Annotated in this window: 10 protein-coding genes; 4 read left to right on the top strand and 6 right to left on the bottom strand. The window is 36.1% G+C overall.

Going from position 1 to position 13,566, the window contains the following annotated elements; genetic code table 11:
* Positions 1-136: 136 nt before the first annotated feature.
* Complete coding sequence (locus ABWU71_RS02795) at positions 137-1,396, top strand: cbb3-type cytochrome c oxidase subunit I (RefSeq protein ID WP_353284880.1); 1,260 nt, start codon at positions 137-139, stop codon at positions 1,394-1,396.
* Positions 1,397-2,178: 782 nt separating this feature from the next.
* Positions 2,179-3,918 (top strand): single-stranded-DNA-specific exonuclease RecJ, encoded by a 1,740-nt coding sequence (gene recJ / locus ABWU71_RS02785; protein WP_353284737.1) that lies wholly within the window; start codon positions 2,179-2,181, stop codon positions 3,916-3,918.
* A 153-nt stretch (positions 3,919-4,071) separates the two neighbouring features.
* Here the strand turns inward: recJ (ABWU71_RS02785) and ABWU71_RS02780 are convergent, their stop codons facing one another.
* From ABWU71_RS02780 to ABWU71_RS02770, 3 genes are all read right to left on the bottom strand, one after another.
* A complete protein-coding gene (locus ABWU71_RS02780) occupies positions 4,072-4,788 on the bottom strand; it encodes an Rpn family recombination-promoting nuclease/putative transposase (RefSeq protein WP_353284736.1) in 717 nt (238 codons plus the stop codon).
* A gap of 174 nt (positions 4,789-4,962) precedes the next feature.
* Positions 4,963-5,755, bottom strand: a protein-coding gene (locus ABWU71_RS02775; RefSeq protein ID WP_265023453.1) for an IS5 family transposase whose coding sequence is annotated in 2 segments (ribosomal slippage) — positions 4,963-5,490 and positions 5,492-5,755 — 792 coding nt in all. Because the reading frame shifts where the segments join, the coding sequence is not laid out codon by codon here.
* A gap of 73 nt (positions 5,756-5,828) precedes the next feature.
* Positions 5,829-6,621, bottom strand: a protein-coding gene (locus ABWU71_RS02770) for an IS5 family transposase (RefSeq protein ID WP_265023453.1) whose coding sequence is annotated in 2 segments (ribosomal slippage) — positions 5,829-6,356 and positions 6,358-6,621 — 792 coding nt in all. Because the reading frame shifts where the segments join, the coding sequence is not laid out codon by codon here.
* 322 nt (positions 6,622-6,943) lie between these two features.
* Here ABWU71_RS02770 and ABWU71_RS02765 point away from each other — a divergent pair.
* Positions 6,944-8,203, top strand: coding sequence for a cbb3-type cytochrome c oxidase subunit I (locus ABWU71_RS02765; protein WP_353284880.1), 1,260 nt, complete (start codon positions 6,944-6,946; stop codon positions 8,201-8,203).
* A 782-nt stretch (positions 8,204-8,985) separates the two neighbouring features.
* Entirely contained in the window at positions 8,986-10,725 is a 1,740-nt protein-coding gene (recJ, locus tag ABWU71_RS02755; protein ID WP_353284737.1) for a single-stranded-DNA-specific exonuclease RecJ, read from the top strand.
* Positions 10,726-10,878: 153 nt separating this feature from the next.
* Here the strand turns inward: recJ (ABWU71_RS02755) and ABWU71_RS02750 are convergent, their stop codons facing one another.
* The 3 genes from ABWU71_RS02750 to ABWU71_RS02740 all read right to left on the bottom strand — a co-directional run bounded on the left by ABWU71_RS02750 (position 10,879) and on the right by ABWU71_RS02740 (position 13,428).
* Positions 10,879-11,595: an Rpn family recombination-promoting nuclease/putative transposase gene (locus ABWU71_RS02750; protein ID WP_353284736.1), complete on the bottom strand. Its 717-nt coding sequence runs from the start codon at positions 11,593-11,595 to the stop codon at positions 10,879-10,881.
* A gap of 174 nt (positions 11,596-11,769) precedes the next feature.
* A protein-coding gene (locus ABWU71_RS02745; RefSeq protein ID WP_265023453.1) for an IS5 family transposase occupies positions 11,770-12,562 on the bottom strand; the annotation gives its coding sequence in 2 pieces (ribosomal slippage) (positions 11,770-12,297 and positions 12,299-12,562; 792 coding nt in all).
* A gap of 73 nt (positions 12,563-12,635) precedes the next feature.
* Positions 12,636-13,428, bottom strand: a protein-coding gene (locus ABWU71_RS02740) for an IS5 family transposase (protein ID WP_265023453.1) whose coding sequence is annotated in 2 segments (ribosomal slippage) — positions 12,636-13,163 and positions 13,165-13,428 — 792 coding nt in all. Because the reading frame shifts where the segments join, the coding sequence is not laid out codon by codon here.
* Positions 13,429-13,566 lie beyond the last annotated feature (138 nt).

The raw sequence follows: 13,566 nt of genomic DNA, 5'->3' as shown, positions 1-13,566 counted from the left end.
CCTTTGGCAGTAGTGCCACATGTATACTATTGCTATGTTTTAGGTATTATTGCAGTGTTATATATTGTATTGAACAAAATTGAGAAAAAAGATTGTGCTTAACATACAAGACAACGCTCCGCTCTGTAGAAAATGGATGTTCTTGGCAGTATGTGCCCTTGCTTGCTCTGGGTTACTGTCAATAATTGTTATTTTTCTACGATTGCCTTTTATCTCCTCTCTCGTTCCTTCTGCACAATATATTTTTGATAATGCGCTGGTGATACACGTAAATTTGTCAATTTTGGTGTGGATGTGCTCTATAATATCTCTGCTCTTTATCATAAATCTACAAAATACCAATAGTTGGTTTAACTTTTCATGGGTTCTATCAACCCTTTCGATGCTGCTCATGTTTATATCCGCATTCGTTCCAAATACTGAAGTTATCAAAAGTAACTATATTCCCGTGTTACAAAACAAATTATTTTTACTTGGACTCAGTTTGTTTATTGCCAGTATATTAGTAAATACAATGCTAGCATACACATCAAAAAAAGAGGTTTCATATCTCTCTGTGGGGCAAATTGGGCTGGTTATTATACTTGTTTCATCATTTCTTTGCTTTGTTTTAGCATATCAAAATATGCCTCCAGGTCTATATCACTCAGATAAGAATTTGTTTTACGAATATCTCTTTTGGGGAGGCGGACATTTATTGCAGTTTGCTTTTACTCAAGGAATGTTTTTAGTGTATTTAATAATGCTGAGTTTTGGTGATGTTAGTTTAGTTTCAAACAGTAAAATTACTATTTTACCACTATTTATAAACACGATTTTAGCTGTAGGCGCACCGTTTGTATATTTTGTTTATCCAGTTGATAGTGCCAAGTTAATACAGTTTTTTACTTGGCATATGAGGATTGCTGGGGCAATTTTGCCGTGCTTTTTGATAATATTAGTGTGCTGCAACATCAGAACTTTTACTAATGATAAAAGCAACTATTTATTACATTCATTTTTGTTGTTCACTTATGGAGATGTGCTTGGAGTGCTGACTATTGAAGGAAATGTCACCATTCCCGCTCATTATCACGGTTCTGTAGTTGGGATCACTATAGCTTTTATGAATTTCATTTATTGGCTGTTACCCAAATTAAACTTTAAAGAGGTAAAAAACTCTATCGTAAAATTGCAGATTTATGCCTACAGTATAGGGCATTTTCTCCATATCACTGGCCTTGTGTGGCTTGGTGGGTATGGTGCTTTAAGAAAGGTTGTAGATCTGCCAAGCATTTCGTCAATGTTAGCACGCACGTGCTTCATTATAGGTGGCGCTATATCAGTTGTTGGTGGAATGTTGTTCGTAATAATTGTGCTTTTACATCTGTTAAAAGGCAAAGCGCGTACCAACTGACCCATAGAAACGAAAAAAATTACTTTACAAACTCCGCCAGCCCCCTTATCATGAAACTGAAGCTGTATTATTTAACTTCCCAATCTGTGCAGATTAAAACGACAAGAAAACTTGTATTTGGCGTACTATGCTTAATTTTTTGCACTATGTGTACCTTATGTCTTTATCAAATTTCTAGGTTTTTACCTATATAAGCTGAAACGCGCTTATAAAGCGTTCAAGACATCACCCAACGTCAAATTTTAAAATAGAGAGTGAATAACTAGCTACTGCGGGTTTTCTATGCCTTTTTTTTCTGCCTGGTAAATTTCTTAAACATTTGTAGCTAAGGTTAGTTGCACTTAAAAGCAGCTAAATTGCAGCGTTTAAGGCTTAAAAAACGCCAATACTGAAAATAGACAGTGACTAGGGCTTCTTTTGCCTTTTTTTTTATTTGGTAAATTTCTTAATACTTATGGCTAAAGCAATTTAAGAGACCGAAAATGGTGTCATTCCAGCGTGTGACGCTGGAATCCAGTTCTTATTGTACATTCACCTGGTGTAAAGTTAAGTTTCCTGGATCCAAGTAGTCAGGGCACTGGGATGACACCATTCTTTTTCCTGGATCCCAGTGTCAGCTACTTGGATGACATCATAGGGACACTGGGATGACAGGAGAGGGAGGCTACTTTCATGACACCGTCTTGTATCTTTTTTCTGCTTAGTTTAGGTTATGCAGAAATCTAATACAATTATAGAACAAGCTTAAAAATTCTGATAAAGTAGTTTTATTTACAAAGAATATGCTACTTGAAATTGAAAAGCGCAGCATAACAAATGCATTGTGGAAGTTGCAAGAAGCAGATCAAAGGGAAATCTTAACTCTTACACAGAGATTTGAGTTACCAGAAATATTAGCAAGAATATTGGTTACTCGTGGTGTTAACATAGAAAATGCAAGCGATTTCTTATATCCACTAATCAGATCGCTATTACCAGATCCCTTTCACCTTCTTGATATGGATAAAGCTGTTTCTCGTATAATACGGGCAATAAAAAATAATGAAAACCTTGCAATATTTGGTGACTATGATGTTGATGGTGCAACATCGTCAGCATTGATTAACAGGTACCTGAGAGCAATTGATATACACTCTATAATCTACATTCCAGATCGTGTTGATGAGGGCTACGGATTAAACACAGATGCTTTATTACAACTTAAAAAGAAAGGAATTGATTTATGTATTTCCGTTGATTGTGGTACGCTTGCATATCAACCAATAGAAGATGCAAAGGCTTTTGGTCTTGATATTATAGTTGTTGACCATCACCTTGGTACGGAAAAATTACCAAGCGCCGTAGCAGTTGTGAATCCAAACCGCCTTGATGAGAGCTCTCCTTATAATAACTTAGCAGCAGTTGGAGTGTCATTTCTGCTAATTGTTGCTCTTAATAAAAGCCTACGTGAGCAAGGATTTTTTACCAACAAAAAAGAACCAGATTTATTTGATCTGCTGGATTTAGTTGCCCTGGGAACTGTCTGTGATGTTATGCAGATCACAGGCCTCAATAGAGCACTTGTCTCACAAGGATTAAAAGTTATGTCAACAAGAAAAAACGTTGGCTTACGTGTTTTATTTGATGCTTTGGGAATCCTTGAAAAACCAAGTGTTTCTCGATTAGGGTTTAGTATTGGGCCATGCATAAATGCTGGAGGAAGAATTGGAGAAGCATCGCTTGGTGCAAGGTTGCTTTCCACCGATGATGATGAAGAGGCTCATTCAATCGCACTAAAATTAATAGATTTGAATAATGCAAGGAAAGTGTTAGAAAATGAGGCTCTCTTGGAAGCTACAGCACAAGCGGAAAAGTCTGCCCAATCAGGTGCGAATTTTATAATGATAAGCGGCAACTGGCACCAGGGGATAATCGGTATAATTGCATCAAGGCTAAAGGAGCAGTTTCACTTGCCAACAGTAGTGATATCTTTAAACAATGGAATAGGAAAAGCAAGCTGTAGATCAATTTTGGGAGTTGATATCGGTGCTGCAGTCCTTTCCGCAAAGTTTATAAATTTGATTATTGAAGGTGGTGGCCATAGTATGGCGGCAGGATTTTCAATTAAAGAAGACAAAATAAATGATTTGCATGATTTTTTTACTAAAAGATTTTCAAACTCTATAAATGAGAAAACTTTAAAAGCTGATAGTATAGTAACTGCTAAAGCAATAAACTTGTCTTTATGGAATCAATTGCAACGCTTGGGACCATTTGGAGTTGGGAATCCTGAACCAAGGTTTATTATTCAGGGAGCAAAGATAAGAAAGCCTGAAGTTATAGGAGTTGACCATATAAAATGTTTTATTGCTGATGATAATGTTATGGTAAGAGCTATTGCATTTCGTTATGCAAATACTCATCTTGGCTCTGCTATCATGCAGGGTAATGTTAAAGCTATTTTGGGTAAAATCTCTATGAATTACTGGAATGGCAATGAATTTGTACAATTTTTAATAGAAGATGTATTAACCATAAGTTGAGTGTATCTGTTCAGCAGAGTGGCAAGAGATATTATGAAATCTGAAAGAGTTATGTGGAAATTTTTCAGAAAATATTCTACTGACATGCTGAGCAACGAATACGTCACTATGTCGTTTATCGCAAAAACTTATATTTTTCGTAACCATTCACACTTAATTCTGCAATTCTTCAATCTCACTAATGGACAGGCCAGTACACTTGACAATAGTGTTAACATCAATATTATTGGCTAGCATTATTTTTGCAACTTCAATTTTTCCTTCAATTTTTCCTTGTTGAACAGAAGAAAGATAATCATCAATGTGTTTCTTAGTTTGATCATAAGCAAAACGTTCTTCTTTACTCCAGTTATATTGATTTAACACATCATAAGCTCTACCAATAATAACATCACTACCTATTATTTTCTGTAGATCTTTTTCGCTAGTTTCATCGGCGTACTTAAAAAAATAAATCCATTTTTCAACAATATTTGAAAGCTGATCTTCTTTTGTTTTATTAAACTTTGGTAGCTCGATGAAAGTGAAACTAAAATCTTTGAGATCATGTTTATAGGTAATTTTATCAAAAGTAACGTGATCAGATTTGTAAGCCAGCTTGTTAGGAAATAAGATAAAATCGGCGATAGCAATAAAAATAACTCCTTTAAGATCTTGATATTGATCACCTTTGTGAGCTTGACTTGAATAAGCTTTAGCAGCATAGTATTGAGCGCGTTTCTCAAAGCCTGTAGTTTTAACAACTTGGTTAGGTAAGGAAGTGGTATTACTACTACTCCCTCCCTTAGAAACGCAGCATGCGGGTTTCCCCACACTACGCTTGATCCCCTTATCTAAGTTCTTCTTTTCTCGAACCGGCTTGTCTTTCATGATTCCTCGGAAAACAACACTTTTAGTGGTGACACCAACAGTAGAGAACCTTCTCTTGAGAAAGAGCTTGTTAACATTTTTGTTTTTGCCACTCTCTCATCAAAATACTTTTTCCATTTTAAGTCAAGTGGATTTGCGTCCGCCCTGATTTTAACATGACGTCTAAGAGCCTGTTCATAATCTTTTCAGAAGTAAGGCAGTGAAAGCCAGAACGACCATTTGTAGGCTAGTATTGAGTTTTCGCTCACAATTTTTCCACAATCTTCTACATTTTTCTAACCAAGCAAAAGATCGCTCCACAACCCATCTTTTGGGCAATACAACAAAGGAATGTAATTCATTTCTTTTTATCACTTCAACGGTTGCACCAATAATCGTTTTTATTTGAGTTGCAAAATTCTCTCCAGTATAGCCTGCATCAACCAGTACATTTTTAACTCCCGAGAGGTTTTCTTTTGCATTTTCGACCATTCTCACAGCACTGCTACGGTCAGTTATCTCTGCTGTTGTTATATAAATTGCATGGGGCAAACCTTGCGTATCTACTGCAATATGGCGTTTTATTCCTGAAATCTTTTTGCCTGCATCATAGCCTTTTTCTTCAGCAGTATCTGCATTTTTTACACTCTGTGCATCAATTATGCAGAAGCTGGTTTTTTCTTTCCGACCATTGTTTTGTCTGACCACGCCAACTATTTTTTTTTAACACCAGCTCCAGAACACTTTCTTTATCTGCATCTGGTTTTTCACTCCACTTCTTAAAATAGTCGTAACAATTGCGCCATTTTGGAAACTCTTTTGGTAGCATTCTCCACTGACAACCGCTTTTCAGAACGTATAACACTCCACAAAATACATCATACAAATCAAGTTTCCTTGGTTTTGTTTTTTTTCTACAGGACTCTAGATCTGGTAACATAATCTCAAATCTTTCCCGACTTATATCACTTGGGTATAAACTCCTCATATATCCTAACTTATATATATTATCTCTTAGTTTATTCCTTTCTTGAGATCATGTACAGGTTCTTAGAGCCTGTTCATAATCTTTTCAGAAGTAAGGCAGTGAAAGCCAGAACGACCATTTGTAGGCTAGTATTGAGTTTTCGCTCACAATTTTTCCACAATCTTCTACATTTTTCTAACCAAGCAAAAGATCGCTCCACAACCCATCTTTTGGGCAATACAACAAAGGAATGTAATTCATTTCTTTTTATCACTTCAACGGTTGCACCAATAATCGTTTTTATTTGAGTTGCAAAATTCTCTCCAGTATAGCCTGCATCAACCAGTACATTTTTAACTCCCGAGAGGTTTTCTTTTGCATTTTCGACCATTCTCACAGCACTGCTACGGTCAGTTATCTCTGCTGTTGTTATATAAATTGCATGGGGCAAACCTTGCGTATCTACTGCAATATGGCGTTTTATTCCTGAAATCTTTTTGCCTGCATCATAGCCTTTTTCTTCAGCAGTATCTGCATTTTTTACACTCTGTGCATCAATTATGCAGAAGCTGGTTTTTTCTTTCCGACCATTGTTTTGTCTGACCACGCCAACTATTTTTTTTTAACACCAGCTCCAGAACACTTTCTTTATCTGCATCTGGTTTTTCACTCCACTTCTTAAAATAGTCGTAACAATTGCGCCATTTTGGAAACTCTTTTGGTAGCATTCTCCACTGACAACCGCTTTTCAGAACGTATAACACTCCACAAAATACATCATACAAATCAAGTTTCCTTGGTTTTGTTTTTTTTCTACAGGACTCTAGATCTGGTAACATAATCTCAAATCTTTCCCGACTTATATCACTTGGGTATAAACTCCTCATATATCCTAACTTATATATATTATCTCTTAGTTTATTCCTTTCTTGAGATCATGTACAGGTTCTAAGAAATATGAAATACCGCCTCACTATAGTGCAGCATGGCTAGGCATATTTTCTTGTGTATTTCAAGGATTAATACCGTATGGCGCTCAATTGCTTTTGGCTAGCACTATTGCTGGAGTTTCACCTTTGGCAGTAGTGCCACATGTATACTATTGCTATGTTTTAGGTATTATTGCAGTGTTATATATTGTATTGAACAAAATTGAGAAAAAAGATTGTGCTTAACATACAAGACAACGCTCCGCTCTGTAGAAAATGGATGTTCTTGGCAGTATGTGCCCTTGCTTGCTCTGGGTTACTGTCAATAATTGTTATTTTTCTACGATTGCCTTTTATCTCCTCTCTCGTTCCTTCTGCACAATATATTTTTGATAATGCGCTGGTGATACACGTAAATTTGTCAATTTTGGTGTGGATGTGCTCTATAATATCTCTGCTCTTTATCATAAATCTACAAAATACCAATAGTTGGTTTAACTTTTCATGGGTTCTATCAACCCTTTCGATGCTGCTCATGTTTATATCCGCATTCGTTCCAAATACTGAAGTTATCAAAAGTAACTATATTCCCGTGTTACAAAACAAATTATTTTTACTTGGACTCAGTTTGTTTATTGCCAGTATATTAGTAAATACAATGCTAGCATACACATCAAAAAAAGAGGTTTCATATCTCTCTGTGGGGCAAATTGGGCTGGTTATTATACTTGTTTCATCATTTCTTTGCTTTGTTTTAGCATATCAAAATATGCCTCCAGGTCTATATCACTCAGATAAGAATTTGTTTTACGAATATCTCTTTTGGGGAGGCGGACATTTATTGCAGTTTGCTTTTACTCAAGGAATGTTTTTAGTGTATTTAATAATGCTGAGTTTTGGTGATGTTAGTTTAGTTTCAAACAGTAAAATTACTATTTTACCACTATTTATAAACACGATTTTAGCTGTAGGCGCACCGTTTGTATATTTTGTTTATCCAGTTGATAGTGCCAAGTTAATACAGTTTTTTACTTGGCATATGAGGATTGCTGGGGCAATTTTGCCGTGCTTTTTGATAATATTAGTGTGCTGCAACATCAGAACTTTTACTAATGATAAAAGCAACTATTTATTACATTCATTTTTGTTGTTCACTTATGGAGATGTGCTTGGAGTGCTGACTATTGAAGGAAATGTCACCATTCCCGCTCATTATCACGGTTCTGTAGTTGGGATCACTATAGCTTTTATGAATTTCATTTATTGGCTGTTACCCAAATTAAACTTTAAAGAGGTAAAAAACTCTATCGTAAAATTGCAGATTTATGCCTACAGTATAGGGCATTTTCTCCATATCACTGGCCTTGTGTGGCTTGGTGGGTATGGTGCTTTAAGAAAGGTTGTAGATCTGCCAAGCATTTCGTCAATGTTAGCACGCACGTGCTTCATTATAGGTGGCGCTATATCAGTTGTTGGTGGAATGTTGTTCGTAATAATTGTGCTTTTACATCTGTTAAAAGGCAAAGCGCGTACCAACTGACCCATAGAAACGAAAAAAATTACTTTACAAACTCCGCCAGCCCCCTTATCATGAAACTGAAGCTGTATTATTTAACTTCCCAATCTGTGCAGATTAAAACGACAAGAAAACTTGTATTTGGCGTACTATGCTTAATTTTTTGCACTATGTGTACCTTATGTCTTTATCAAATTTCTAGGTTTTTACCTATATAAGCTGAAACGCGCTTATAAAGCGTTCAAGACATCACCCAACGTCAAATTTTAAAATAGAGAGTGAATAACTAGCTACTGCGGGTTTTCTATGCCTTTTTTTTCTGCCTGGTAAATTTCTTAAACATTTGTAGCTAAGGTTAGTTGCACTTAAAAGCAGCTAAATTGCAGCGTTTAAGGCTTAAAAAACGCCAATACTGAAAATAGACAGTGACTAGGGCTTCTTTTGCCTTTTTTTTTATTTGGTAAATTTCTTAATACTTATGGCTAAAGCAATTTAAGAGACCGAAAATGGTGTCATTCCAGCGTGTGACGCTGGAATCCAGTTCTTATTGTACATTCACCTGGTGTAAAGTTAAGTTTCCTGGATCCAAGTAGTCAGGGCACTGGGATGACACCATTCTTTTTCCTGGATCCCAGTGTCAGCTACTTGGATGACATCATAGGGACACTGGGATGACAGGAGAGGGAGGCTACTTTCATGACACCGTCTTGTATCTTTTTTCTGCTTAGTTTAGGTTATGCAGAAATCTAATACAATTATAGAACAAGCTTAAAAATTCTGATAAAGTAGTTTTATTTACAAAGAATATGCTACTTGAAATTGAAAAGCGCAGCATAACAAATGCATTGTGGAAGTTGCAAGAAGCAGATCAAAGGGAAATCTTAACTCTTACACAGAGATTTGAGTTACCAGAAATATTAGCAAGAATATTGGTTACTCGTGGTGTTAACATAGAAAATGCAAGCGATTTCTTATATCCACTAATCAGATCGCTATTACCAGATCCCTTTCACCTTCTTGATATGGATAAAGCTGTTTCTCGTATAATACGGGCAATAAAAAATAATGAAAACCTTGCAATATTTGGTGACTATGATGTTGATGGTGCAACATCGTCAGCATTGATTAACAGGTACCTGAGAGCAATTGATATACACTCTATAATCTACATTCCAGATCGTGTTGATGAGGGCTACGGATTAAACACAGATGCTTTATTACAACTTAAAAAGAAAGGAATTGATTTATGTATTTCCGTTGATTGTGGTACGCTTGCATATCAACCAATAGAAGATGCAAAGGCTTTTGGTCTTGATATTATAGTTGTTGACCATCACCTTGGTACGGAAAAATTACCAAGCGCCGTAGCAGTTGTGAATCCAAACCGCCTTGATGAGAGCTCTCCTTATAATAACTTAGCAGCAGTTGGAGTGTCATTTCTGCTAATTGTTGCTCTTAATAAAAGCCTACGTGAGCAAGGATTTTTTACCAACAAAAAAGAACCAGATTTATTTGATCTGCTGGATTTAGTTGCCCTGGGAACTGTCTGTGATGTTATGCAGATCACAGGCCTCAATAGAGCACTTGTCTCACAAGGATTAAAAGTTATGTCAACAAGAAAAAACGTTGGCTTACGTGTTTTATTTGATGCTTTGGGAATCCTTGAAAAACCAAGTGTTTCTCGATTAGGGTTTAGTATTGGGCCATGCATAAATGCTGGAGGAAGAATTGGAGAAGCATCGCTTGGTGCAAGGTTGCTTTCCACCGATGATGATGAAGAGGCTCATTCAATCGCACTAAAATTAATAGATTTGAATAATGCAAGGAAAGTGTTAGAAAATGAGGCTCTCTTGGAAGCTACAGCACAAGCGGAAAAGTCTGCCCAATCAGGTGCGAATTTTATAATGATAAGCGGCAACTGGCACCAGGGGATAATCGGTATAATTGCATCAAGGCTAAAGGAGCAGTTTCACTTGCCAACAGTAGTGATATCTTTAAACAATGGAATAGGAAAAGCAAGCTGTAGATCAATTTTGGGAGTTGATATCGGTGCTGCAGTCCTTTCCGCAAAGTTTATAAATTTGATTATTGAAGGTGGTGGCCATAGTATGGCGGCAGGATTTTCAATTAAAGAAGACAAAATAAATGATTTGCATGATTTTTTTACTAAAAGATTTTCAAACTCTATAAATGAGAAAACTTTAAAAGCTGATAGTATAGTAACTGCTAAAGCAATAAACTTGTCTTTATGGAATCAATTGCAACGCTTGGGACCATTTGGAGTTGGGAATCCTGAACCAAGGTTTATTATTCAGGGAGCAAAGATAAGAAAGCCTGAAGTTATAGGAGTTGACCATATAAAATGTTTTATTGCTGATGATAATGTTATGGTAAGAGCTATTGCATTTCGTTATGCAAATACTCATCTTGGCTCTGCTATCATGCAGGGTAATGTTAAAGCTATTTTGGGTAAAATCTCTATGAATTACTGGAATGGCAATGAATTTGTACAATTTTTAATAGAAGATGTATTAACCATAAGTTGAGTGTATCTGTTCAGCAGAGTGGCAAGAGATATTATGAAATCTGAAAGAGTTATGTGGAAATTTTTCAGAAAATATTCTACTGACATGCTGAGCAACGAATACGTCACTATGTCGTTTATCGCAAAAACTTATATTTTTCGTAACCATTCACACTTAATTCTGCAATTCTTCAATCTCACTAATGGACAGGCCAGTACACTTGACAATAGTGTTAACATCAATATTATTGGCTAGCATTATTTTTGCAACTTCAATTTTTCCTTCAATTTTTCCTTGTTGAACAGAAGAAAGATAATCATCAATGTGTTTCTTAGTTTGATCATAAGCAAAACGTTCTTCTTTACTCCAGTTATATTGATTTAACACATCATAAGCTCTACCAATAATAACATCACTACCTATTATTTTCTGTAGATCTTTTTCGCTAGTTTCATCGGCGTACTTAAAAAAATAAATCCATTTTTCAACAATATTTGAAAGCTGATCTTCTTTTGTTTTATTAAACTTTGGTAGCTCGATGAAAGTGAAACTAAAATCTTTGAGATCATGTTTATAGGTAATTTTATCAAAAGTAACGTGATCAGATTTGTAAGCCAGCTTGTTAGGAAATAAGATAAAATCGGCGATAGCAATAAAAATAACTCCTTTAAGATCTTGATATTGATCACCTTTGTGAGCTTGACTTGAATAAGCTTTAGCAGCATAGTATTGAGCGCGTTTCTCAAAGCCTGTAGTTTTAACAACTTGGTTAGGTAAGGAAGTGGTATTACTACTACTCCCTCCCTTAGAAACGCAGCATGCGGGTTTCCCCACACTACGCTTGATCCCCTTATCTAAGTTCTTCTTTTCTCGAACCGGCTTGTCTTTCATGATTCCTCGGAAAACAACACTTTTAGTGGTGACACCAACAGTAGAGAACCTTCTCTTGAGAAAGAGCTTGTTAACATTTTTGTTTTTGCCACTCTCTCATCAAAATACTTTTTCCATTTTAAGTCAAGTGGATTTGCGTCCGCCCTGATTTTAACATGACGTCTAAGAGCCTGTTCATAATCTTTTCAGAAGTAAGGCAGTGAAAGCCAGAACGACCATTTGTAGGCTAGTATTGAGTTTTCGCTCACAATTTTTCCACAATCTTCTACATTTTTCTAACCAAGCAAAAGATCGCTCCACAACCCATCTTTTGGGCAATACAACAAAGGAATGTAATTCATTTCTTTTTATCACTTCAACGGTTGCACCAATAATCGTTTTTATTTGAGTTGCAAAATTCTCTCCAGTATAGCCTGCATCAACCAGTACATTTTTAACTCCCGAGAGGTTTTCTTTTGCATTTTCGACCATTCTCACAGCACTGCTACGGTCAGTTATCTCTGCTGTTGTTATATAAATTGCATGGGGCAAACCTTGCGTATCTACTGCAATATGGCGTTTTATTCCTGAAATCTTTTTGCCTGCATCATAGCCTTTTTCTTCAGCAGTATCTGCATTTTTTACACTCTGTGCATCAATTATGCAGAAGCTGGTTTTTTCTTTCCGACCATTGTTTTGTCGGACCACGCCAACTATTTTTTTTTAACACCAGCTCCAGAACACTTTCTTTATCTGCATCTGGTTTTTCACTCCACTTCTTAAAATAGTCGTAACAATTGCGCCATTTTGGAAACTCTTTTGGTAGCATTCTCCACTGACAACCGCTTTTCAGAACGTATAACACTCCACAAAATACATCATACAAATCAAGTTTCCTTGGTTTTGTTTTTTTTCTACAGGACTCTAGATCTGGTAACATAATCTCAAATCTTTCCCGACTTATATCACTTGGGTATAAACTCCTCATATATCCTAACTTATATATATTATCTCTTAGTTTATTCCTTTCTTGAGATCATGTACAGGTTCTTAGAGCCTGTTCATAATCTTTTCAGAAGTAAGGCAGTGAAAGCCAGAACGACCATTTGTAGGCTAGTATTGAGTTTTCGCTCACAATTTTTCCACAATCTTCTACATTTTTCTAACCAAGCAAAAGATCGCTCCACAACCCATCTTTTGGGCAATACAACAAAGGAATGTAATTCATTTCTTTTTATCACTTCAACGGTTGCACCAATAATCGTTTTTATTTGAGTTGCAAAATTCTCTCCAGTATAGCCTGCATCAACCAGTACATTTTTAACTCCCGAGAGGTTTTCTTTTGCATTTTCGACCATTCTCACAGCACTGCTACGGTCAGTTATCTCTGCTGTTGTTATATAAATTGCATGGGGCAAACCTTGCGTATCTACTGCAATATGGCGTTTTATTCCTGAAATCTTTTTGCCTGCATCATAGCCTTTTTCTTCAGCAGTATCTGCATTTTTTACACTCTGTGCATCAATTATGCAGAAGCTGGTTTTTTCTTTCCGACCATTGTTTTGTCTGACCACGCCAACTATTTTTTTTTAACACCAGCTCCAGAACACTTTCTTTATCTGCATCTGGTTTTTCACTCCACTTCTTAAAATAGTCGTAACAATTGCGCCATTTTGGAAACTCTTTTGGTAGCATTCTCCACTGACAACCGCTTTTCAGAACGTATAACACTCCACAAAATACATCATACAAATCAAGTTTCCTTGGTTTTGTTTTTTTTCTACAGGACTCTAGATCTGGTAACATAATCTCAAATCTTTCCCGACTTATATCACTTGGGTATAAACTCCTCATATATCCTAACTTATATATATTATCTCTTAGTTTATTCCTTTCTTGAGATCATGTACAGGTTCTAAGAAATATGAAATACCGCCTCACTATAGTGCAGCATGGCTAGGCATATTTTCTTGTGTATTTCAAGGATTAATA

This window comes from Wolbachia endosymbiont (group A) of Lasioglossum fulvicorne (assembly GCF_964028605.1).
GTDB lineage: Bacteria > Pseudomonadota > Alphaproteobacteria > Rickettsiales > Anaplasmataceae > Wolbachia.
This window is presented reverse-complemented; position numbering and strand designations above follow the sequence as displayed.